Origin of the sequence: Solobacterium moorei (genome assembly GCF_036323475.1) — a bacterium.
Lineage (GTDB): Bacteria > Bacillota_I > Bacilli_A > Erysipelotrichales > Erysipelotrichaceae > Bulleidia > Bulleidia moorei.
The window spans coordinates 1,791,329-1,813,009 of record NZ_AP028934.1; the positions used below are offsets into that span (position 1 = coordinate 1,791,329).

At 36.6% G+C, this 21,681-nt stretch carries 26 protein-coding genes; 4 read left to right on the forward strand and 22 right to left on the reverse strand.

Going from position 1 to position 21,681, the window contains the following annotated elements; genetic code table 11:
* Positions 1 to 6: 6 nt before the first annotated feature.
* The 4 genes from rplS to RGT18_RS09000 form a co-directional block, all read right to left on the reverse strand.
* A complete protein-coding gene (gene rplS / locus RGT18_RS08985) occupies positions 7 to 360 on the reverse strand; it encodes a 50S ribosomal protein L19 (protein WP_006525616.1) in 354 nt (117 codons plus the stop codon).
* Positions 361 to 478: 118 nt separating this feature from the next.
* Complete coding sequence (locus tag RGT18_RS08990) at positions 479 to 1,282, reverse strand: YhfC family intramembrane metalloprotease (protein ID WP_028078441.1); 804 nt, start codon at positions 1,280 to 1,282, stop codon at positions 479 to 481.
* A complete protein-coding gene (locus RGT18_RS08995; protein ID WP_028078442.1) occupies positions 1,279 to 2,073 on the reverse strand; it encodes a Cof-type HAD-IIB family hydrolase in 795 nt (264 codons plus the stop codon). The genes RGT18_RS08990 and RGT18_RS08995 overlap by 4 nt, the downstream gene beginning before the upstream one ends.
* A complete protein-coding gene (locus RGT18_RS09000; RefSeq protein ID WP_028078443.1) occupies positions 2,066 to 2,758 on the reverse strand; it encodes a 2-phosphosulfolactate phosphatase in 693 nt (230 codons plus the stop codon). Before RGT18_RS09000 ends, RGT18_RS08995 begins: the two co-directional genes overlap by 8 nt.
* 85 nt (positions 2,759 to 2,843) lie before the next feature.
* Between RGT18_RS09000 and RGT18_RS09005 the strand changes: the two genes are divergently transcribed.
* Complete coding sequence (locus RGT18_RS09005) at positions 2,844 to 3,311, forward strand: hypothetical protein (RefSeq protein WP_156022829.1); 468 nt, start codon at positions 2,844 to 2,846, stop codon at positions 3,309 to 3,311.
* A gap of 321 nt (positions 3,312 to 3,632) precedes the next feature.
* A complete protein-coding gene (locus tag RGT18_RS09010; protein ID WP_338175196.1) occupies positions 3,633 to 4,907 on the forward strand; it encodes an IS110 family RNA-guided transposase in 1,275 nt (424 codons plus the stop codon).
* A 125-nt stretch (positions 4,908 to 5,032) separates the two neighbouring features.
* Here RGT18_RS09010 and RGT18_RS09015 read toward each other — a convergent pair whose 3' ends face one another.
* The 3 genes from RGT18_RS09015 to trhA form a co-directional block, all read right to left on the reverse strand.
* On the reverse strand, positions 5,033 to 5,302 hold the full coding sequence (locus tag RGT18_RS09015; protein WP_006525621.1) for a GNAT family N-acetyltransferase: 270 nt from the start codon (positions 5,300 to 5,302) through the stop codon (positions 5,033 to 5,035).
* 29 nt (positions 5,303 to 5,331) lie between these two features.
* Positions 5,332 to 5,643 carry a hypothetical protein gene (locus tag RGT18_RS09020; protein WP_028078837.1) on the reverse strand — a complete coding sequence of 104 codons (312 nt, stop codon included), beginning with the start codon at positions 5,641 to 5,643 and terminating at the stop codon, positions 5,332 to 5,334.
* Between the two features lie 64 nt (positions 5,644 to 5,707).
* On the reverse strand, positions 5,708 to 6,406 hold the full coding sequence (gene trhA / locus RGT18_RS09025) for a PAQR family membrane homeostasis protein TrhA (RefSeq protein ID WP_081659584.1): 699 nt from the start codon (positions 6,404 to 6,406) through the stop codon (positions 5,708 to 5,710).
* Between the two features lie 136 nt (positions 6,407 to 6,542).
* On the opposite strand from trhA, the gene RGT18_RS09030 reads away from it, so the two are divergent.
* A complete protein-coding gene (locus tag RGT18_RS09030) occupies positions 6,543 to 7,043 on the forward strand; it encodes a DUF1836 domain-containing protein (protein WP_028078839.1) in 501 nt (166 codons plus the stop codon).
* Positions 7,044 to 7,063: 20 nt separating this feature from the next.
* Here RGT18_RS09030 and RGT18_RS09035 read toward each other — a convergent pair whose 3' ends face one another.
* Entirely contained in the window at positions 7,064 to 8,650 is a 1,587-nt protein-coding gene (locus tag RGT18_RS09035) for an ATP-binding cassette domain-containing protein (RefSeq protein WP_028078840.1), read from the reverse strand.
* 185 nt (positions 8,651 to 8,835) lie between these two features.
* Complete coding sequence (locus RGT18_RS09040; RefSeq protein WP_028078841.1) at positions 8,836 to 9,744, reverse strand: zinc ribbon domain-containing protein; 909 nt, start codon at positions 9,742 to 9,744, stop codon at positions 8,836 to 8,838.
* 111 nt (positions 9,745 to 9,855) lie between these two features.
* Here RGT18_RS09040 and RGT18_RS09045 point away from each other — a divergent pair.
* Positions 9,856 to 11,276 (forward strand): IS3 family transposase gene (locus RGT18_RS09045; protein WP_338175922.1). Its coding sequence is split into 2 segments (ribosomal slippage): positions 9,856 to 10,342 and positions 10,342 to 11,276, totalling 1,422 coding nucleotides; the frame shifts between segments, so codons are not numbered across the junction.
* A 101-nt stretch (positions 11,277 to 11,377) separates the two neighbouring features.
* On the opposite strand, the gene RGT18_RS09050 is transcribed toward RGT18_RS09045, so the two are convergent.
* From RGT18_RS09050 to RGT18_RS09110, 13 genes are all read right to left on the reverse strand, one after another.
* Entirely contained in the window at positions 11,378 to 11,803 is a 426-nt protein-coding gene (locus RGT18_RS09050; RefSeq protein ID WP_028077582.1) for an aspartate carbamoyltransferase regulatory subunit, read from the reverse strand.
* Complete coding sequence (pyrB, locus tag RGT18_RS09055; protein ID WP_037403484.1) at positions 11,803 to 12,732, reverse strand: aspartate carbamoyltransferase; 930 nt, start codon at positions 12,730 to 12,732, stop codon at positions 11,803 to 11,805. The genes RGT18_RS09050 and pyrB overlap by 1 nt, the downstream gene beginning before the upstream one ends.
* Before the next feature lie 102 nt (positions 12,733 to 12,834).
* On the reverse strand, positions 12,835 to 13,755 hold the full coding sequence (locus RGT18_RS09060) for a dihydroorotate dehydrogenase (RefSeq protein ID WP_028077584.1): 921 nt from the start codon (positions 13,753 to 13,755) through the stop codon (positions 12,835 to 12,837).
* On the reverse strand, positions 13,746 to 14,471 hold the full coding sequence (locus tag RGT18_RS09065) for a dihydroorotate dehydrogenase electron transfer subunit (protein ID WP_028077585.1): 726 nt from the start codon (positions 14,469 to 14,471) through the stop codon (positions 13,746 to 13,748). The genes RGT18_RS09060 and RGT18_RS09065 overlap by 10 nt, the downstream gene beginning before the upstream one ends.
* Before the next feature lie 20 nt (positions 14,472 to 14,491).
* Positions 14,492 to 15,739 carry a dihydroorotase gene (locus RGT18_RS09070; RefSeq protein ID WP_028077586.1) on the reverse strand — a complete coding sequence of 416 codons (1,248 nt, stop codon included), beginning with the start codon at positions 15,737 to 15,739 and terminating at the stop codon, positions 14,492 to 14,494.
* Between the two features lie 149 nt (positions 15,740 to 15,888).
* A complete protein-coding gene (gene trmD, locus RGT18_RS09075; RefSeq protein ID WP_028077587.1) occupies positions 15,889 to 16,614 on the reverse strand; it encodes a tRNA (guanosine(37)-N1)-methyltransferase TrmD in 726 nt (241 codons plus the stop codon).
* Entirely contained in the window at positions 16,611 to 17,120 is a 510-nt protein-coding gene (rimM, locus tag RGT18_RS09080; RefSeq protein ID WP_028077588.1) for a ribosome maturation factor RimM, read from the reverse strand. The genes trmD and rimM overlap by 4 nt, the downstream gene beginning before the upstream one ends.
* A gap of 43 nt (positions 17,121 to 17,163) precedes the next feature.
* On the reverse strand, positions 17,164 to 17,412 hold the full coding sequence (locus RGT18_RS09085; protein WP_006525326.1) for a KH domain-containing protein: 249 nt from the start codon (positions 17,410 to 17,412) through the stop codon (positions 17,164 to 17,166).
* A 5-nt stretch (positions 17,413 to 17,417) separates the two neighbouring features.
* Positions 17,418 to 17,702 (reverse strand): 30S ribosomal protein S16, encoded by a 285-nt coding sequence (rpsP, locus tag RGT18_RS09090; protein ID WP_006525327.1) that lies wholly within the window; start codon positions 17,700 to 17,702, stop codon positions 17,418 to 17,420.
* 78 nt (positions 17,703 to 17,780) lie between these two features.
* Positions 17,781 to 19,196, reverse strand: coding sequence for a signal recognition particle protein (gene ffh / locus RGT18_RS09095; RefSeq protein ID WP_028077589.1), 1,416 nt, complete (start codon positions 19,194 to 19,196; stop codon positions 17,781 to 17,783).
* 83 nt (positions 19,197 to 19,279) lie between these two features.
* Positions 19,280 to 19,567 carry a single-stranded DNA-binding protein gene (locus RGT18_RS09100; RefSeq protein WP_006525329.1) on the reverse strand — a complete coding sequence of 96 codons (288 nt, stop codon included), beginning with the start codon at positions 19,565 to 19,567 and terminating at the stop codon, positions 19,280 to 19,282.
* Positions 19,568 to 19,698: 131 nt separating this feature from the next.
* Positions 19,699 to 20,835 (reverse strand): trans-sulfuration enzyme family protein, encoded by a 1,137-nt coding sequence (locus RGT18_RS09105; RefSeq protein ID WP_028077590.1) that lies wholly within the window; start codon positions 20,833 to 20,835, stop codon positions 19,699 to 19,701.
* Between the two features lie 155 nt (positions 20,836 to 20,990).
* A complete protein-coding gene (locus RGT18_RS09110; RefSeq protein ID WP_028077591.1) occupies positions 20,991 to 21,584 on the reverse strand; it encodes a type IV toxin-antitoxin system AbiEi family antitoxin domain-containing protein in 594 nt (197 codons plus the stop codon).
* Between the last annotated feature and the right edge of the window lie 97 nt (positions 21,585 to 21,681).

Below are 21,681 nucleotides of genomic sequence, written 5' to 3' on the forward strand. Positions count from 1 at the left end.
TGTAGACTACTTACGACGATCTTCCTTGATACGAGCGTTCTTAGCAGATAATCCCTTGAGGTAGCCGAGCTTGGCTCTACGAACCTTACCGTAACGAACTACTTCAATCTTTTCAATGATTGGTGAATGAACTGGGAATGTTCTCTGTACACCTACACCGTTGGAAATCTTACGAACTGTGAATGTTGCGCCAATACCACCGTTAGAACGATCCACTACGACACCTTCATAAGCCTGAATACGTGTCTTCTGACCTTCCTTAATACGTACGTTAACCTTAACTGTGTCACCTGACTTGAAATCAGGAACATCTGTACGTAGCTGACTCTTTGTAATCTTTTCTACTAAATTCAACTTCATTTTCTTTTCTCCTCTTACGATTAATCAGCTGCTCATGAACTTAAATTATATCAGCGGAACAGTGACGCACTACATGTGCCGTTAAATGATACCATAAGCTACGATTCTTCGCAAGATTTTATTTCTTTATAGAAGTTGTATGGAAATGACACCAAACGTTATATGCCACAAAGACAATCATTGCGGCCGCAACGAAGATAAATACTTCTACTAGAATAATACTATCAATCTGACTACGTAAGAGAACAGTTCCTGCATCCATAACGAAATGGAATAGTAGCGCAAGGAAGAAATATTTCTTATGTTTAAACTTCACCGCAAACCAAACAAGTACAGATAAGGAAACTTGTGCCATCAAAGCAGAAATACGTTCTACACCACTTAATAAGAATACATAAGATGGTGTCGTAGACAGCGTCTGCATCGCTAACTGCATCTTGGCAAGTGTAGCAGAATCCAATTGACTGAGCGTTTCACCAATTGTGCCCTTGTTCATCATGATAGAAATTGTAATGTAGTTTAACATCATGAAACCTACAATCATGATTGCCTCGCATCCACCATGACCCACACCATACATAAGTGCGTTAGAATCATTCCCCATACGATTCTTTAATATCGTACGATATGCAATCCATCTTCCACATTCTTCGAATACAGCAGCCATTAGACCACCATAGACCGCATATAAAATCTTGTTATTGCGAATTGTTTCTCCAATTGCGCTCTTAAAGATTGTTTGATTGACTGCCGCTTCTAGTGTAAATACAAACACAAACATCACTGCAATACCCACAATCATTGGAATAAACTCACCCTTCTTCTTGTGGAAATAAAGCGCTAAAAGAATTGGTAAACCAAACGCAATCACACATGAAACAATCATGCATGCAATGGTTAAATTAGGAACTGTTAAATTCATCGCTTATCCTCCGTTATCCATCCAAAGTGGACACATGCTTTATAGATTCCATCATTGACATTCAAATCCGTCACATAGTCTGCGAGTTCCTTTAATGGCGGATATGCATTTCCCATGGCGATGGAAGTCCATCTTTTATCAAACATAACTATATCATTTTTTCCATCTCCAAACACTACTACATCGCTTGAATCTGCATGTAGATACTTCAACATATCTAAAATTCCATCTTTTTTCTTATCATGCTGAAATACACAGTAGGTTTTAGTCATACGTAAATGACCAATCACATCTACCCATGGATTTTCCTGTTCATACGCATCATCAAATGCAAGATATACCTTAAGGATATTTTTCTCTTTTGTGTAATCTAAACTTGGATCATAGATGTAGGTTGTAAGTTCCTTTCGTAGACCCGCTTGTTCAAGGAAGCGATAGTCACGCATGTATACTTTATCACTATCATCTAGCATCAAAAGCCAGCCAATATTCTCTTTGTCCGCATATTTTAATAGTTCCTGTACTTTTCCAAATGGAAGTGGTTCATTTTTTATAATTTGATGTTGATACTCTAAGCAACCACCACCTGCACATACGATATTATGAATACCTATCTGATTTGTAAACGAAACTGTCTTGTAGTGTGCTCTACCAGTTGCGATAGATACGAAATGACCATTCTTTTCTAATTGATGTAGTGCAGCTTTGGCACTTGGTACAATGCGATGTGTTGCATCATCTGTTAGTGTGCCATCGATATCAAAGAAGAAATATTTCTTTTGATTATTCATACTTCACCCACTCGCTTTGAATTTGCTTGCCGTCCTTAGAAATGACATTAACACCACTTATGATATCGACCTTTGTACATAGCCAAAAGTCATCTTCTGGAAATTGTGGTTTGTTTGGATCAAAGAACTTGGCACCTTCTTGTTGTTTTAGAAGGTCAACTCGCTCTTGTAGGTCATCGAGAGTACGATTTTCTAATAGAGCCTTTAGATAGTCTGCACATAAGGCATCCTCTTCCGTCTCAATCTTTCCTTCCCATCCCATCGGTACAATTGATACGACATCTGGATTTTGTTCAAGAATGTATTTTGCAGTCGCCTTCGCATTAACAAGGGCTCCAGTTACAATCTGGCTTGCACTCACTGCAGAAGCTAATCCTAATACACCTGCACTGGTCGTATGAATTAATGTCTTTCCACTTAAGTCAACTCCTACAAACTCGCTTGGTGAATTACCGTAGTCAAAACCCTCAACCTTAATACCCTTTCTTTCACCAACAAGGATGTAAGATGGATTCTCTTTCTTGAGTGCTAATGCGTCTTCTACTGTCTTAACAGGTATTACTTTCTTTGCGCCACTTGTGTACATATACGCTTCTAAACTAAATGCACGAAATACATCAATGATGACAGTTAAGCCCGTAGCTTTCTGTGCTCCTGTCACAAGTGGTAAGATTTGAATTTTCATATTCTTAATTTCCTCCAATCCTTTTAGCTGATGCTTGCGAAATATAGTTATCAAGGATATTATATTGAATAAAGGAGATGGCCAAATGAACGAACAAAAGCTCATTTACCCATTTGATTACCTACATCATCGCGTAGCGACAGTTGCCTTATATGGCACCAACAACCCATTGGTCGTTGTCGGCAACCTTGTTCTACGTACTTATTATACAGATGATACGAAGAAAAATGTTGATATTGATCACACTTCAGAGTACGTAATGGATGCGGTATTTTACGAAACAAATAAAGTCATTCGAGAGTCTTTAGACGATCCATATAACGGTAAACGTGAACTTGTTGAAGTGCCAATGCCACAGCTTGGTCAAGGATATTGTGTCATTTATAATGAAGCTGAAATTCCATCTCAACGACATGACGATTTTATAACAATTCTCGGTCATCTGGAAGATGATCCTCATGGTGTTGCGATTATCATGAAGCGTTTAGAAGATGGTTCTTTAACTTGGCTCGGTGAAAAAGAAGCCAGAAAATTAGCCGCAAAAATGCGATAAGGTCCAATAATCAGGACCTTATTTTCTATTATGAAATCAGGAATAATCTAGTCCTGATCATAGAGAAAAAACTTCAGAAGAAGAATATGATATAGAGGTCAGGGACACTAGAATGTTTCTGGCCTTTCTCGTACAGGCATGTATGGGAATTGGTCTGGGTAAAGTGAGAACGTACCTTCTTTTAGACCAGTGATATCATTGAGTCCGTCATAAAAAGCGTTCTGCTTCCCTCCTATATTCTTAGGCTGCTTTATCAAGATGACAATCCAGGAAACAGCTAGATATGTCGTATATAAACCAGAAAAATAGTCGGATGTGGGGATGGGGAAGTTTACCAAGACATTATGCATATCAGAAAGAAAGGAGTATTCCATCATGGAAGGACCAATCATTACAGTGGATGTATCAAAGGGTTCCTGTCACTACCAGCCCTTCATAGAGAATGGACATCCAATGCGAAAACCAAAGCAGCTTTCAGCTACGATCGATGGTTTCCAGAAATTAGGGCAAACTATCAAAGACCTTGAAGCTAAGACAGAACGAGAAGATATACCAGTTATCTTTGAGGCTACAGGTGTCTATCATCGACCACTACAAAAATATCTTGAAGACCACAAGATAAGGTACTACATCATTTCTCCATTATTATCTGCGACCTATCGCAAGACCTCCCTACATAGTAATAAGACAGACGCATTAGACTGTGCACATATCGCAAAAGCGTACTATTGTGAGAAGGAACTAAGACAATATCAAGCACAACCACAAGAGTACAAAAGACTCTATCAATTGAGCCGTATATATGAAAGTGAGTTGGTTCATCTTCGGAAACGCAAAGTGAGTTTGAGATCCATGCTGGATATCATATATCCAAGGATTGATAAGACCTTTAAAGGGAATCAAAATCTGTATGATCCACTCCCAATGGAGATATTAAAAAGATATCCTCATCCATCCTTACTATTGGGCCATAGAGAGGATACCATCGTTAAGACCGTTGGGCATCGTACAGGTCATTTAAAAGGATATACAGAAAGAATCGTACATAAGATCTACGAGAAGGCAAAGGAGTGCTATTCAGGATGTGATATCGATGATATAGAAGTAGTCAAATTGCCAAGCTTGATAGAGAACGTGCAGGAACAGAAGAAAAAATGCGATTCACTATTGAAGGAAATGATAGAGATAGCACGAACATGTCCTTATTTTGCATCTGTTGTTAGTATTGTTGGAATCGGAGAGAATCTGGCAGCCCGTATCATAGCAGAGCTTGGAGATGTAAGCCGATTTGATAACAGAGCGGCTATCGTGGCATATGCAGGCTTGAATCCAAAGATACAACAATCCGGAGATATTGATGGACTGCATCTCAAGATATCAAAGAAAGGCAATAAGCATTTGCGATGCCTTTTATACCTTGGTGCACAATGTAATTATCGATTGCGCAAAGAAGATCCACTATATGAATTCACCAAAAAGAAAAGACAGCAGACCCAATGCCCATTGTCGTCTAAAGCTGCCTATACTGCTAGTGCTCATAAATTACTGGTCATAATCTATAGCCTATGTAAGAATGGTACTCTATATCATTCTTAGCAACAGTATAAACCTAATCTAGCAAAATGGGAGATATAATTTCTCTTGTTTTAATAATGCACAAAACGAAAAAGAAGAAATCACTAAAGATTAGAAATTTCTTCTTGACTTAAGTTATCAAGTTTTTATTCAAATTCTTCTTTTAATGCAGGATTCTTTTCAAATGCATGTGCTACATAAGAACATTCAGGCACAATCTTTACCTTCTTTTCTCTTGCGTGTTCTAATACGCAATCTAAAAGCTTACCAGCAATGCCCTGTCCCTTCATGGATGGATCAACAACCGTGTGGTTTAATACCCACTTTCCATCCTTTTCATAATACTCGCAAAGACCCACTTCTTTGCCTTCGTCGTTATAGGCTTTTGCACCATTTTCTTCAAAACGAATTTCCATAAAGTTCTCCTATTCTTGTCTTATTATACTCAATTTACAAGAAATACTGGAATAGATGTTGTGACATGCTTCTGCGGTGTGAAACGGAAGTATGCTTTTTGCTTGGCTTTGTTACAAAGCTTGAGAGCATACGCAGTCACTGCTAGGGCAAAACGACAATACCAAATCTGTACATCCACTTCGTTTAATCCAATCTGACTTGCAAGCATTGCCGCTTCCTTGTTGTAGTAATATCCATTCAAAAGAGCTACCCATTGTTCTGGACTTAGATGATTGTTCTCACTGTGATATTGTTCGTAAGCAAACTCGCGTAATGCAGTATGTAATGTTTTCTGTTTCATAAAGAAATCCTCCTGGCATTATCGTAACTGTCAGGAGGATTATTGTTGTGCACATAAATACACTTTAATGAAACATTGTCAGATAGTTTAAGACAAAGATATAATGGCAAAGACTTCCTAGTAACACAAAACAGTGAAAGATCTCATGATTGCCAAATGATTGACTAGATAAAAGCTTTGGTTTCAATGCATAAATAACTGCACCTACCGTATAGGCAATTCCACCTGCCAGTAGCCACACAAATGCCTGTAACGATACTGCACTTAGTATCTGTGGTAAAAACATAATACAAAGCCAACCCATAAGCGAATACATCACTGAGGATACCCACTTAGGGCAAGTTACCCAAAATACCTTAAAGACAATTCCTGCAATTGCGATAATCCAAATCATCGTCAATAACATTTGCCCTACAGTATCCTTTAACGCTGTTAAACAGATAGGTGTATAGCTTCCAGCAATTAAAATAAAGATGGAAGAATGATCAATCTTCTTTAGAATCATATCCACTCGATTTGATACATGGAAGCTGTGATAGCTTGCAGAGGCTCCATACAATAAAATCATACTTAACATAAAAATCATAAAGCTAATCATCGAAAGAAATGATGCTTGATAAGAAGCTGCTTTAATGAGTAGAATTGGCATACCAATAATCGCAGCCACCATTCCTATAAAGTGTGTTACCGCACTCCAAAAATCCTTGATACGAAATACAAATATTTCTTTTTCATGGCTGATTGTCATATCTTTATATGTCATATATCAGTACCTCCATTCTCAAAAACTTATTATCGGTTTTTCGTTAACCTATATACATATTATCGGTTATTTAAAAACTCGTCAAGAGTTATAGTAAAACGTTGACGAGTTCTTCACTTATGTATACACTTAAATTATGAAAACAAATACGCAAATTGAAAATACCCTACATGAATTTCGTTTGCCTGCATATAACGAGATTCCTGATGTTGGTCTCTATCTTGAACAGGTCGCAAAGTTCATCAATAGCTATTTCACTGAGTTTCCTGAGATGCAGGTTACTCCTTCGATGATTTCAAACTATGCAAAACAAAAGCTCTTTGACCGCGTAAATAAGAAAACTTATACACGTGATCAAATCTCCATCTTATTATTTATTGTTTGTGCAAAGACTGTATTATCAATTGAAAACATTCGTTTAGCACTGCATGAATTCCAACAAGGAAATGATACAACTGAGGAACTACATCAATATTGCAGTAAATCCCTTATGAATACGCTATCCTCTTTCTATCATCATGAACAAAGTGAAACACCTTCCGTTCATGATGACAAGCATCCAATGCTAAATAACATCATTACTGCTGTTGCACATAAGATGTATCTCGAAAGATACTTCGCATCGCTAAAGAATTGATGATTTACTATATTTAAAACTCATTTTGCCTGTATGATGCCATTTTCAAAATCAATGATATGATCAAAACAATTTATTATATTATTGTCTACATGATGAGCTATAAATATAACTGTTTGGTTTAGGGATGTTAAGTATTTTATCATCTCTAAATTCTTTGCTTTATCTAATGCATTTGTAGATTCATCAAATAAAATGATTTTATGACCATGGATAATCTCTCTGGCAATTGCTATCCTTTGATTTTGACCGCCAGATAAATTATTTCCGTTTTTTTCAATCATCTGGTCATCGTCAATTATAAATTCGTTAACCTGGCTATTTTCAATTGCTTTCTTATATTGTATCTCAGAGTGTCCATTATCAAATAATGTAATATTATCTTTTAGACTAGCATTAAATATATGTGTTTTTTGAGTTACATATCCAATTAACTTATGTATAGTATACGCATTTAAATTTTTATAGTTATGGTCACCTAAATAAATCTCTCCTGAATAATTTTCTATGCTTTTAGTCAATAGATTAAATAATGTTGTCTTTCCCGTCCCTGATGGACCGGTTATGATATATTTTTTACCAAACTTAAATTCTAGATTAATATTGTTTAATACCTTTTTTTCTCCATATGAAAAACTAAGGTTTTTTATTTTGATATCATAATTTTCTATTTCTTTTAAGCTTTCATCAATTTTCTCAAATAGAACACAATTATCTTTTACTAATCTGTTTATCCCTTTAACTTTTACTATATTCTTTATGAATTTTGATAAATGAGAAAATAACATTCCCGACAAATTTCCCACTGATAATATGACACCTGGTATAACAATCTTAAAATATATTAATACTATTGCAAAAAGCATTAGCAAGTCTTGTCCTATTAAGCTCCCAAAACTTGGGATAGTCTCAATTAGACTTGTAGTATTGTTTATCTTATTTTTCTTCTGTTCAAATATCAGATTTTCTTTATCTAACAACCCAGTTAGAATCCCTTTTTTGTTATATAAATTCCATACAGAATATCCTTCTAAAAAGTCGGTTAAGTTCCTTAAATAATTTTCTGAGTTTTGCGATCTTAACCTTTCGTTTTCTTCTGATTTTTTCTTTAATAATCTCGGTAATACAAGGTTTAAGGAAAAAATTACTAAACTTGCTATTGCAATTCCCCAATGCAATATAATTAATCCAACAAAAGCTGAAATAACATATAAAATTGCATCAATTAAATTAAAAATTAATTCTATTGCGTTTTCAATTTGATTTCCATCGTTATTTAGCTTTGAAATATATTCGCTTTCTTTTATCTTAGATTCTGAGTTTCTTATTATCTGTGTAATATATTCTCGATATTTTAAAGTGCCTAGCATCTTTGCTTTGTTTTTTTTGATTAAATAAATATAGTTAAAAGAATATGCAACTATATATAATCCTAAATTTAATAAAATCATATACATTGCTTCTATATACTTTCCCTCTATTATTCTTTGTACAAATAACGTTAACGATAAAGATGCCGCAACAGAAAATATTGCAGCGATCATATTTAGAATAATACAGTATATAACATTCTTTTTTTCAGATTTAAATATGTCAATTAGTTCCATAAACTGCCGCCTCTTTAATTTTATATCCAATGGCTAGTTACTCAATTATGTCTACTTAAAGTTAAACTAATATTGCTTTTTTTAATCCCCCATATCTTTTATTAACTGCAATACATAAGATATTGTTATCTTTTTATCTCCCCATTAATTACTACACCACTTCAACAACATGCATGCAGATATTTTTATTTCTCTAATTTTTTACCACAATTTGTACAGAAGATTGCATCTTCTTCCAAGACTTCTGCACCACATTCCTTGCATACTTTATGCGTAGGTTCTTTTACTTCTGCCGTATCATTCTCAATTGCAGTTGAGATCACTTGTGTATATCCTTCTGTTTCTACAGGATCTACCTTCGGTGTTTCTTCAACTGTCTCAGTTGGACTTGATTCTGGTTCAGATTGTTCTTCTGTCTCAGTTGTGGCTGATTCTTCTTCAACCTTTTCTTCTGCTTCTAAAGGAGCCGTTTCTTCTGTCTTTACTTCTTCAACTGTAGATATTTCCTTTTCTACCTCAACTTCTTCACTATAGTCTTTCGCAAAGAGTGCCTTACGACGTACAAAGTAGATAATATTTAGACTAACATAGATAATACCTGCAATTAGCCATACAACCACAAATACAAGTAATGGAATATAGGACACAAAACTTGCTGGTACTTTAATACCAAAGTTTACTAGGTATCCCATCACAACAGTAGATACAGTACTTGGTGGTAGGTACATTAATGCTCCAACCATCACACCACCACAGATGACATACATTACAACTAAGTAAAGATTCCATAATACTGTGGAAAGACCTTCCCACTTAATTAGTCCTCTTTCAATTTCAAATACCCAATAAACCAAGATAATCAATGCCAGTAAAATGGAAAGAATTGGCCAAAAAGCAGAACCTAAATGATTTGCAGCGTAGCCATAGATATTTAGAACAGGTGCTAATAAATGCGGTAACATATCTGATCCAAATAATTCCATTAAAATACTAACGAATACATAAATATAAAACAGAATCTGTATTGGTAAACTTATAAACTTTAGAAAATTTAACCACTTTAGTGGTGTTTTTTTACGTGAAGTATATTTCATATATATTCCCCTTTTTATCTATTATACGTCAATCCAGAAAAAAAGAGAGTAGCATTGTACCGACCCCCAAAAGTTAGACCAAGAATCTAACGAATGGAGGTCGGTATTTTTATGACAAAACACAGTTTTGAATTCAAGAAAAAAATAGTTTTAGAATATTTGAATGGTAAAGGAGGAATTCTATATCTTTCTAAAAAATATGGATTAGGCTCTAAATCCCAGCTACACAAATGGGTGAAAAACTATAAAGCATTTGGAAATGATGGTTTATTGCGCTCACGAGAAAATGAAGTTTATTCTTTCGAAATGAAACTTTCTATTGTAGAGTTGTATTTAACAAGTGAAATCACATATCAAGAGTTAGCTATACAGAATGGCATTAAGAACCCAGCTACGATTGGCAACTGGGTTAATCGCTTTCGTATAGCAGGTCCTGATGCGTTAAAATCACGCCGAAAGGGTCGAGGGAAAGCTATGGATAAGACAGATAGAAAGACTCAAAACAAACTCATGGAAGAAGCTTCTGTTAATACAAGTGTAGAACATATAAAGAAATTAGAAGATGAACTTCTTCGGTTAAGAATAGAGAATGCATTTTTAAAAGAACTGAGGAGGCTGCGTTTAGAGGACGAGGAAAAAATGAGAGAATGGCACTCGTCATCAACAGTCTCCGACAAAAGTTCAAACTAAAAGACCTTCTCTCTTATACCGGAATGCCAAAAGCGACATATATGTATTGGCAAAAGAGATTTGATAGAGAAAATCCTGATAAAAAGCTTGAAGAAAACATACAAGAAATTCGTATAAATAATAAGGATTATGGCTACCGTAGAATCGTTGGAGAACTTCGCAACAATGGATATACCATTAATAAAAAGAAAGTACAGAGAATCATACAAAAGCTTCACTTACAGGTAACGTCTTATACTCGCAAAAGCAGAAAATACAGTTCTTATAGAGGAACAGTTGGAAGAGTTGCGCCTAATAGAATTCACAGACGCTTCAAGACACATATACCGCATCAGAAAATAACAACTGATACAACTGAATTCAAGTATTATGAAGTCGATAAAAAGGGTCATATGACAATACATAAGCTTTATCTAGATCCATTTATGGATATGTGTAGTGGTGAGATACTTAGTTACGAAATTGGTAAGAGACCTTCTGCAGAAAACGTGATGAATGCCTTGGAGAAAGCTATTACAATCACTACAGACTGCCCATATAGAAGAACATTTCATTCTGATCAAGGATGGGCATATCAGATGAACGCTTATACACGTAGATTAAAAGAAGAAAGAATCTTCCAGAGTATGTCTCGAAAAGGAAACTGCCTTGATAACTCAGTTATGGAAAATTTCTTTGGACTGATTAAACAAGAAATATACTATGGAGTCATGTACTATAGTTTCGATGAACTGAAGTTAAAAATAGAAAGATTTATAAATTATTACAATGAGCAACGAATAAAAGAAAAGTTAGGATGGATGAGTCCTGTTCAATACAGACAACATCTTCTAACTTCATAAAAAAAGAGATGACCAAAGTCATCTCGTAAAAAGTCTAACTTTTAGGGGTCACCTCACATTCGCTCTCTTCCTGTGTGAACTATCTTTGTTTTTTGAAACAATTATTTATTCTGTTTGCTTTCTACATCGCAATACTTGCAGAGATATTTACCACTTGTTTTATCTGCTAAATAGAATACATGTGGTATCTCACGTTCTACGGATGTAATACATCTTGGGTTTTGACACTTGATTACATTTACAAGTTCTTTTGGTAGTTGTAGATGGTCTTTACTAGACAGTACACCATCCACAACTTTATTGATTGTGATATTTGGATCAATAAAGCCAAGAATATCTAAGTCCAGATCAATCATGGAATCAATTTTAATAATATCCTTCTTGCCATATTTTTTAGATACTACGTTTTGAATAATCGCAACGGAACAATCCAACTTTTCTAATTGTAATAAGCTGTAGATTTCCATGGATTTACCAGCCTTGATATGATCTAGTACAATTCCTGTTTTTACACCATCGATATTCATTATTTGACCTCCTTGACGATATTGAGAAGATTTAGAATCAGAGCCATACGGATATATTTGCCACAGAGTGCTTGTCTAAAGTAGGCAGCACGTGGGTCATCATCAACTTCGACAGAGATCTCGTTAACTCTTGGGAGCGGGTGTAAGATAGCCATATCTTTCTTTGCACTTGCAAGTTTGTCCATATTCAAGATATAGGTATCCTTTAAGCGAATGTAATCTTCTTCATTAAAGAATCGCTCACGCTGTACTCTTGTCATATATAAGATATCTAACTCAGGCATAACAGCTTCCATAGTTTCTACCTGCTTATATTCAGCCCCTGCCTTTTCAAGCATGTCAATAATATATTGCGGCACTCGTAATTCTGGTGGTGCAATCAGTACAAACTTTACATTCTCATACCGTAACATCGCTTCGATTAAGGAGTGAACTGTTCTACCAAACTTTAAGTCACCACATAAGCCTACTGTAAGATTGTTAAGTCTTCCCTTTTCTCTTGTGATGGTAAGAAGGTCTGTTAGTGTTTGAGTTGGATGATGATGTCCACCATCACCACCATTGATGATAGGTACTGTTGTTCGTCTTGAGGCTACGATAGGTGCGCCTTCCTTTGGATGTCTCATGGCGATGATATCCGCATAACAACCTACCGTTTGAATCGTATCACTCACACTTTCTCCCTTCGAAGCAGAGCTAGAGGAGGCTTCAGAGAATCCTAATACAGAACCTCCAAGCTCTAACATCGCTGCTTCAAAGCTAAGTCTTGTACGTGTGCTTGGTTCAAAGAATAGCGTTGCCAGTTTCTTTCCCTTACAAATATCGATGTATTTGTCAGGGTTGGTCATGATATCCCCTGCAACTCCAATCATTTTATCGATTTCTTCTACCGAAAAATCTGTGATGCTGATTAAATTTCTAATTTCCATTATGATTTCCTTTCATCAATGATTCATCACTACTGTTGATTCTTGAAACTTCAATAAAACGTCTTTTCCCAATTTTGATTTATCTGTGAACGATTCTCCTTCCTAGTCTTTATGTGCAGTCCCTATGATTTCATCAAGTGAAGTAATTCCTAGTTTTTTCATAACTATAGGTAGCTCTTCTATGATTTCTTTACATGCCATAGGATTGATTAGATTTGCGGCTCCAATCTGTACGGCAGTAGCCCCTGCCATCATCATCTCAATGACATCTTCTGCACTTGAGATACCACCAATGCCAATGATGGGAAGATTTGTTGCCTCATATACTTCATATACCATTCTTAACGCAACTGGAAAAATTGCAGGCCCTGAGAAGCCACCTTTTTTATTGGCAATGACTGGTTTTCTACGATTGATATCAATGCGCATTCCCATCAGTGTATTGATGAGTGAAATACCATCTGCTCCACCTTCTTGTGCTGCACGTGCAATTTCTTTGATATCTGTTACGTTTGGACTAAGCTTCATATAGATAGGTTTTATTGTGACTTCTTTGATTTTCTTTGTTAGTTCTCTAACATTATCCGCATTTGTACCAAATGCCAGTCCTCCATGGTCTACATTTGGACAACTGATATTGACCTCGATAATACCAACGTTATCAACCTTATCCATTTCTTTTGCCAGTGTTACATATTCCTCTACTGAAAAACCACTGATATTTGCAATAACTGGTTTTCGATAGATCATCTCTAAATCTTTGAGTTCTTTCTGAATTACATTTTCCATGCCTGGATTTTCAAGACCTACAGAGTTAATCAATCCAGAATAACATTCCGCGATTCTAGGTTGAGGGTTTCCCTTACGTCTTTGAACAGTAGTTCCCTTGATGGATATTGAGCCTAAGATATTGATGTCATAAAAGTCTACATATTCTTTGCCAAAGCCAAAGGTGCCACTAGCTGGAATCACTGGATTATCTAGAATTAACCCACTTAGATTCACTTTTGTATTTACTTCCATAACAACTCCTTATGTAAAAGAACTGGTCCTTCTTTACAGATACGCTTATTTCCTACAAGTGTTTCGCATGAACAACCCATACAGCCTCCAAAGCCACATGCCATGCGTGCTTCAAAGCTATATTGACCATCCTGCGCTTTACGATAAATCGCTTCTAACATACGTTCAGGTCCACAGGCACAAACATACTCTGCTTGATCAAACCCATTTGTCACAAAGCCCTTTTCTCCATAGGAACCATCTTCTGTATACACTGTGACTTCTAAACCGAGTTTTCTAAATTCTTCATCATAGAAAACTTGATTCTTCTCTCGAAATCCAAGAATGATTCTTGGCTTCTTTCCCGTTTCAGCCAATTTTTTCGCTAAGCCATACATTGGAGGAACACCTACTCCACCACCAATCAATATCGATGAATTAGGAATCCAAGTTAGGTTGTAGCCATTTCCCAAAGGCCAAAGAATGTCTAATGCAATTCCTGTTTCCATTTGGCTTAATGCCTTTGTGCCTTTTCCTACTACCTTGTAGATAATGGTTAAACTTTCATCATTCCAATCTGCGATGGAGATTGGTCTTCGTAAATAGAAGCCCTCAATTTTGATATTGATAAACTGACCTGGTACTAAAGCTTTTAACTTCTCAGATTCTGGACCAGTTGGTTGTAATATCATCTTGTATGTATCCAGCGCTATTTTTGTATTCTCAATGATTCTCACTCTTTTCCCTCCACAATGATTTATCTTTCTTTCTCGTCTTGATAGACGAGTTTTCCATCTACGAATGTAGCGATGACTTTTCCTGTAAGATGCATACCCTCAAACGGCGTCGATCTTCCTTTGGTAAAGAATTCTTCTGGATTGACTTGCCAACTAACATCTGTATCAACAACACAGATATCTGCGATTTCTCCATTTTCGATATATCCACCATCTAAACCAAATCGTTTTCTAGGATTGACACTCATCAGTTCAACGAGTCGTTCAAAGGAAATCACATTCTTCTTTACAAGTTCTGTATAAGATACCGCAAAGGATGTTTCTAGTCCCACAACTCCAAAGGATGACTTATCAAAGCCTTTCGACTTTTCTTCTAAGCTATGTGGTGCATGGTCTGTCGCAATCATATCGATAGTGCCATCGACGATAGCTTCTAGGATTGCTTTTTGATCCTCTGGAGACTTGATTGGAGGATTCATTCTGAAGTTTCCTTCATGCTTGATTGTATCGGCATTAAAGGCAATATAATGTGGTCCCGTTTCGCAAGTTACATCGATTCCTCTTGCCTTTCCTTTTCTTACCGCATCTAAAGTTTCCTTCGCGGAGACATGACAAATATGATATTTACAACCGGTTTTAGCGGATAGTTCGATATCTCTTGCGGCTTGTACGCTTTCACTTGCGGAAGTTGTACCAGTGTATGGAATTGTATTGAGACTTTCATCTTCACAATGGGCAGAGATGATCTTGCCTAAGCTTGCGACTTTCACCATCGCATCTTCCATCGTAAAGTCTGCTTGTACACCAACACCATCATCAGAGAAACCTGCTACATGGTCAGCCATCTCATCCATTTTGGATAACATACCACGACCTTTTTGATTTTCTGTGATAGCACCAAAAGGCACTACTTTGATTACTGCATCTTTTTCAATGATATCGAGCTGTTGTTTGAGACTTGCATAATCACAAGGAGGCGGATTTAAGTTAGGCATCGTAAATACTGTTGTGAATCCTCCATGTGCAGCCGCCATTGAACCTGTGCCGATCGTTTCTTTATAAGAAAAACCGGGCTCACGGAAATGTACATGTACATCAACGAAACCCGGTAAAATATATTTATTGTTGAAATCAAAAACAACGTCGTCACTTTGAACAATGTCTGAAACATCAAATGGGACAAGAAGTCTATCACCAGAGATAGCGATATCCATCTTCTCAAAACCCTTTCGCGTAAAGACTGTTGCGTTTCTTAAGATTGTTTTCATATGAAACCCCTTCTAGAGCCAACTACTTAAATCTTCGATATTATAATTGAACTTTTTTACTTTTACAATAGATTTTTGATTAATATTTGGAAAGACTGAGTAGATTGAGTAAGCGATTGCCTGAGCTCAAAATATACAAAAAGAGAGCACTATTCACTCTCTTGCTCGCATAGTTTCTTCCAGACTTTTTCTTCATATTCTGTAAACTGATGTTTTTCAAAAAGGTCTGGTCTTACCGTCTTTGTAAGTAGTAAGGATCGTTGTGTACGCCACTCTTGAATTTTTGCATGATGACCACTCAGTAAGATATCTGGTACCTTATCGCCCTGGTAATCTGCAGGTTGTGTGTATTGCGGGTATTCAAGTAATCCATTTTCATGAGATTCATCATCGGTAGAGCCTTCACGGATAACACCATTTAGTAAACGAATTACACTATCCATGATGACCATAGAAGCCATTTCCCCACCCGTTAGAATGTAGTCACCGATACTGACGAGTTCATCTACATGTTTGTTAATACGTGCATCAAATCCTTCGTAATGGCCACACAATAGAATCAGATGATCTTTTTGGGATAACTGTCTTGCCTTGGATTGATTATAGACATTGCCCGCTGGTGACATCATCATACTGTAGCTATTTTCACTCTTTACAGAATTGAGTGCGTCCAATACTGGTTGACACTTCATGACTTGCCCAAGTCCTCCACCAAACGGTTTATCATCCACATGACGATAGTGATCATGGGCAAAGTCACGAATCTGTACGAAGTCTACTGTAACAAGTCCTCTTTCAATGGCACGGCCAATGATTGAAGTACTGACAAAGTCACGATACATCTCTGGAAATAGTGTTAATACAGTAATCCTCATAACAAGCCTCCCATACGATGAATCGTCATCACTTTCTTTTCTAAATCTACATTCTTTACAATCATTGGAATATATGGAATTAGTACTTCTTTTGCGTCTTCTAATTGAAGACGTAAATTATTTTGGGCACCTAGTGTTTCTTCAACACTGATGATTTTACCTACTGTAATACCTTCTTCATCCACAACTGTTAAACCAACAAGGTCTTTGCGATAGTATTCACCTTTTTTAAGTTGTTTACGATCTGCTTCATCGATATAGATTTCAAATCCCTTATACTGTTCTACAAAGTTAATATTCTGCAAGTCAACAAAGGATACAAGTGGAAAGCCTTTATGCTTACGATAGGAAGCTACCGTAACTGGTAGATACTTCTCATCGACACAAATATATACTTGTTTACCCTTGGTATATCTTTCTTCGTCAAAGTCAGAGTAGCTTTCAATCTTTACTTCGCCTTTGATACCATGCGTATTGATAATCTTGCCAATACAAATATATGCCATCTTCCTTCTCCTTTGTTTTCAAAAAAAGGATGCCATAGCATCCTTAAATCTGTTCGAACTTGATTGTTACTTTCTTGTTATTACTATGAGAAGCAACGGACATTACCTGACGTAATGCACTTGCCATACTGCCCTTTCTGCCAATCAGACGAGCAATATCATCATTTTTCGCATAAACATGTAACAAAACTTCTTTATCATCTAAGCTAGGCATCAGACGTACATCCAAGGATTCCTTGTCTTCAACCATTGGCTTAACTAAATTTAGAAGTACCTTATCCAGCTCTGCCATGATGCTTACGCTTTCTTCTTAGCGGCTATCTTCTCATCATGGAACTTCTTCATGATACCTTGACGAGAAAGAATGTTTCTAACTGTATCAGAAGGCTGAGCACCGTTTCTTAACCAATTAAGAGCCTTTTCTTCATTTACTACTACTGTTTCAGGTTCTGTTGTTGGATTGATATGTCCGATTGTTTCAATTTCACGTCCATCTCTAGCAAAACGTGAATCTGCCGCAACGATACGATATCTTGGAGCCTTCTTGGCACCCATTCTCTTTAAACGTAATTTAACTGCCATGGTATAAATACCTCCTATTTCTTACATGTTTATTATACTGATTCGAAATTCACTGTCAAGTAAAAAACCTTTACACCATTAAAATTTAAATGGATTTCTTCCACCAAAGCCATTTGGAAAGTTTTGACCTGCACGCTTTTGTGCATTGCCCATCATCTTTTCTAGACTTTCTTGGTTTAAGGAACCGTTTCTTTGCATGTTACCCATGGAGTCCATAAGCTTCTTCATCTTGCCGAATTGATTGATTAACTTATTGACTTCATCCACGCTACGACCAGAACCACGTGCAACACGTTTCTTCATTGTGCCACGCATCTTTTCTGGATGTGCACGTTCTTCAAGTGTCATAGACTGGATAATTGCCTTCATATGACGCATAGAGTCGCTCGCCTTGGCCTCATCTAACATACCAGCGTATTGGTTCATACCTGGAATCATCTTCATGATGCCTCCAAGAGGACCTAGCTTTTGAATCTGTTCAAACTGCTTTAACATGTCATCCATTGTGAATTGACCCGCAAGCATACGTTCAGCCATCTTATTGGCTTCTTCAAGGTCCAACTTCTCCTGTGCCTTTTCTACAAGTGTTACAACGTCACCCATTCCAAGAATACGGTCAGCCATACGATCAGGATGGAAGATATCCATATCTTCAATCTTTTCGCCTTCACCGACAAATTTGATAGGAACGCCTGTGATCTTCTTAACAGAAAGAACACCACCACCTCTTGAGTCGCCATCAAACTTCGTTACAACTAAACCTGTTAGTGGTAACGCATCCTTAAAGGCTTGCGCTACGTTAACGATATCTTGACCAGTCATCGCATCGACTGTCAAGAGAATATCATTTGGATGAACGAGTTCATTGATATCCTTTAACTCATTCATTAACGCTTCATCGATATGTAAACGACCAGCAGTATCGATAAATACTGTATCGAAACCATTCTTTTCAGCATATTCCATACCCTGACGAACTGTTTCAACAGCTGGAGTCTCAGTACCTAAGGTAAATACCTCAGTATCGATTTCCTTACCTAATGTCTGTAACTGGTCAATCGCAGCAGGACGAATCACGTCGGCCGCAATTAACAATACCTTCTTATTGAACTTCTCTTTACAGATACGTGCAATCTTAGCAACGCTGGTTGTCTTACCTGTACCTTGCAAGCCGACAAGCATAATTTTAGTAATGCCATCTTCTACAAAGTTAAGACCTGCTTCCTCTGTACCAAGTAATTCAATGATTTGATCATGAACAATCTTAACAAGCTGTTGTCCAGGTTCTACACTCTGTAGTACTTCTTCACCTCTGGACTTTGTACGAATCTCATCTAAAAATTCTTTTACAATTCGATAGTTTACATCTGCTTCAAGTAATGCTAAACGCACTTCTTTCAGCATGTCTTCCATGTTATTATCCGTTAACGTACCCTTACCGGCCACATTACGTAACGCTTTATTCAGTCTGTCACTTAAGGAATCAAATGCCATATTTATACCTCACTTTATCAAATGCCCTTATTTTATCATAGTTATCTCTGCTTTAGATATAGCGAAGTGTTTCAATTCTCTACTTATCGGATAAATTCAACCTTTTCCGCAATCAACTCCATCGCTTTCGTCTGTAGATTCACTTCCACTCTTCCCTTAATCGCAATGACAGTTCCAATCTTACACGCAGCCTTACATGATTCCGCAATCCCACGCCACAGGCGCACAGTAAAAATGTCAGACATCACTCCATTGTCCGTAAATGCACGTTGACACTCAATCTCTATCGTTGATTGATTCTCTGAAAGATTTGTCCCTTGTATCAAAGGTAACGAATGCACCTTCCCTAATAGCACAAATGTATTTAACATAATCCACCCCCATTAACTATGTACACTGTTCTATTGTCTTTCCCACGAAAAAAATCGTTGAATGATTCAACGATTCAAAAGTTGATATTTACATCTTATCATGCATACAAAATACTATGCATGTTTCTCCATTATTCCAGTGCTTGCTTAAAGTCTTCCAGTAAATCTGTAATATCCTCGATTCCACAAGACAAGCGCAAAAGTTCATCGGTGACACCCTGCTCTAAGCGCTCTTCCACACTTAAGCAAGCATGAGACATCGTTGCAGGATGAGATAAAATTGATTCAACACCACCAAGACTGACTGCTAGAATTGGAATCTTAACCTTCCTTGTAAAAGACATCAAATCATCTTTGCTCGCTAGAGAGAATGATAATACTGCGCCACCACACTTGGCTTGTGACATATGAATATCATGACCAGGATGAGAATCTAAACCTGGATAATACACTTGTTTGATCTTTGGATGGTTGTGCAAGAATTCCGCAATTGCCTGTGCATTTTCAGAGGACTGTTTCATACGTAAGCCCATCGTCTTCATACCACGCATAATTAACCAAGCATCTTGCACACCTAAGATACCACCAAAGTTCTTCCGGAATAGAACTAACTGTTTATAGTATTCTTCATTATTTGTCGCAACAACACCAGCCACTACATCACTATGACCATTGATAAACTTCGTAGCACTCTCTACAACGATATCAACACCTAACGCAAGTGTATCTTGAAATAGCGTTGTCATAAAGGTGTTATCGGCTACCGCAATCAGTCCATTCTTTTTTGCAATGGATACGATTGCACGAACATCACATACCTTTAGTAAAGGATTGGATGGTGTCTCAATATAAATCATGCGTGTCTTATCTGTAATCGCACTTTCTATCTCATCAAGATTTGCCATATCCACAAAACTAGCTGAAATTTGATAGCGCGGTAGAATCTTCGTCGCAAATTGACAAGTACCACCATACACTTCCTTTGGAAGGATGACATGTTCTCCAGCATTTAACAACATCAAAACATTCGATATTGCACTCATACCGGAACTAAAACTTAATGCATATTTGGCATTCTCAATACAACGAAGACCATCTTCTAATGCATCAATCGTCGGATTGGAGAAACGGGTGTACAAATACTTCTGTTCATCACAATACAGCTCTGTATTATGAAACGTGGATGTTTGATAGATTGGTATACTGGCAGCACCAGTATATTGATCCAATACGGTATAACCATGCAATAATTTTGTATTCTGTTTCATCTTCTACTCCGTTAATAATTATGAATCATTTTGGTTGGTGATTATTGTTGTTGAAACGCCTACTTATAGCCTACACCCATCTATGATAGCTTTCAAGAAAGCAAATAACTAGATTAACAAATAAGCAAATAGTTGAAACCAATCAAAATTATCATTTAGATACCAATAATTCCAAAAATATCTTTCACTTTATCGTAGATATTCATCTTTTCTGCGTATGTATACAACTTATTAAAATCTTTATTACGATAACGAGCATATCTTGTTATTATTTTCGAAAATAACTCAGCCTCGACTTTATTTCTATTTTTTACAAAATCACAAACCGTTCTTTCTAAATCATAGACATTTACCTTGTTTCCATAAGTCGTTTTACATTGAGCAATACCTAGTTCATATGTATCTTTATTCACATAATGAACTCTTTTATCACGTTGAATGCGGCTTGCATTATATCCTTTGTATACTGTTACTTCTAGTTCTGATGGAATGATATCTGTAAATTGAAATAGATACAAAGCAGATACATACGAGTAGATTGCAACTTTATACTTATTTTGAAAGAAATAATACTCGTCATAATCACCTTTTGTTGAAAGATATACTCCTCTTTCTTCGCGAACTAATTCTCCTGCTTCAACCATTCTAGTTAAATATATAGTTGGGATATTAGAATTCACTAGTTCACCACTTGTAATAAATCCACCCATTTTTTCGATCTTTTCTCGTATCTTCTTTTTATAATCCATTTTTGCCTCCATTTAATGTTGTAAATACGCTTATATTATCTAGTACGCATATTTACAACATTGATTATAAAGAAAAAGCCACCTTAGTGACTTATAG

What these genes read in the sequence shown, in the direction of transcription:
- RGT18_RS09035 (WP_028078840.1), bottom strand. Translation starts at nt 8,650, where the DNA reads ATGGAACTAATTGACATATTTAAATCTGAAAAAAAGAATGTTATATAC.
- RGT18_RS09100 (WP_006525329.1), bottom strand. Translation starts at nt 19,567, where the DNA reads ATGTTAAATACATTTGTGCTATTAGGGAAGGTGCATTCGTTACCTTTG.
- rplS (WP_006525616.1), bottom strand. Translation starts at nt 360, where the DNA reads ATGAAGTTGAATTTAGTAGAAAAGATTACAAAGAGTCAGCTACGTACA.
- rimM (WP_028077588.1), bottom strand. Translation starts at nt 17,120, where the DNA reads ATGGCATATATTTGTATTGGCAAGATTATCAATACGCATGGTATCAAA.
- RGT18_RS08995 (WP_028078442.1), bottom strand. Translation starts at nt 2,073, where the DNA reads ATGAATAATCAAAAGAAATATTTCTTCTTTGATATCGATGGCACACTA.
- trhA (WP_081659584.1), bottom strand. Translation starts at nt 6,406, where the DNA reads ATGACATATAAAGATATGACAATCAGCCATGAAAAAGAAATATTTGTA.
- RGT18_RS08990 (WP_028078441.1), bottom strand. Translation starts at nt 1,282, where the DNA reads ATGAATTTAACAGTTCCTAATTTAACCATTGCATGCATGATTGTTTCA.
- RGT18_RS09070 (WP_028077586.1), bottom strand. Translation starts at nt 15,739, where the DNA reads ATGAAAACAATCTTAAGAAACGCAACAGTCTTTACGCGAAAGGGTTTT.
- RGT18_RS09005 (WP_156022829.1), top strand. Translation starts at nt 2,844, where the DNA reads ATGAACGAACAAAAGCTCATTTACCCATTTGATTACCTACATCATCGC.
- RGT18_RS09110 (WP_028077591.1), bottom strand. Translation starts at nt 21,584, where the DNA reads ATGGATTATAAAAAGAAGATACGAGAAAAGATCGAAAAAATGGGTGGA.
- RGT18_RS09060 (WP_028077584.1), bottom strand. Translation starts at nt 13,755, where the DNA reads ATGGAAGTAAATACAAAAGTGAATCTAAGTGGGTTAATTCTAGATAAT.
- RGT18_RS09085 (WP_006525326.1), bottom strand. Translation starts at nt 17,412, where the DNA reads ATGGCAGAGCTGGATAAGGTACTTCTAAATTTAGTTAAGCCAATGGTT.
- RGT18_RS09010 (WP_338175196.1), top strand. Translation starts at nt 3,633, where the DNA reads ATGGGGAAGTTTACCAAGACATTATGCATATCAGAAAGAAAGGAGTAT.
- RGT18_RS09015 (WP_006525621.1), bottom strand. Translation starts at nt 5,302, where the DNA reads ATGGAAATTCGTTTTGAAGAAAATGGTGCAAAAGCCTATAACGACGAA.
- pyrB (WP_037403484.1), bottom strand. Translation starts at nt 12,732, where the DNA reads ATGGAAATTAGAAATTTAATCAGCATCACAGATTTTTCGGTAGAAGAA.
- ffh (WP_028077589.1), bottom strand. Translation starts at nt 19,196, where the DNA reads ATGGCATTTGATTCCTTAAGTGACAGACTGAATAAAGCGTTACGTAAT.
- RGT18_RS09030 (WP_028078839.1), top strand. Translation starts at nt 6,543, where the DNA reads ATGAAAACAAATACGCAAATTGAAAATACCCTACATGAATTTCGTTTG.
- RGT18_RS09040 (WP_028078841.1), bottom strand. Translation starts at nt 9,744, where the DNA reads ATGAAATATACTTCACGTAAAAAAACACCACTAAAGTGGTTAAATTTT.
- RGT18_RS09000 (WP_028078443.1), bottom strand. Translation starts at nt 2,758, where the DNA reads ATGAAAATTCAAATCTTACCACTTGTGACAGGAGCACAGAAAGCTACG.
- RGT18_RS09050 (WP_028077582.1), bottom strand. Translation starts at nt 11,803, where the DNA reads ATGAATATCGATGGTGTAAAAACAGGAATTGTACTAGATCATATCAAG.
- trmD (WP_028077587.1), bottom strand. Translation starts at nt 16,614, where the DNA reads ATGAGGATTACTGTATTAACACTATTTCCAGAGATGTATCGTGACTTT.
- rpsP (WP_006525327.1), bottom strand. Translation starts at nt 17,702, where the DNA reads ATGGCAGTTAAATTACGTTTAAAGAGAATGGGTGCCAAGAAGGCTCCA.
- RGT18_RS09105 (WP_028077590.1), bottom strand. Translation starts at nt 20,835, where the DNA reads ATGAAACAGAATACAAAATTATTGCATGGTTATACCGTATTGGATCAA.
- RGT18_RS09020 (WP_028078837.1), bottom strand. Translation starts at nt 5,643, where the DNA reads ATGAAACAGAAAACATTACATACTGCATTACGCGAGTTTGCTTACGAA.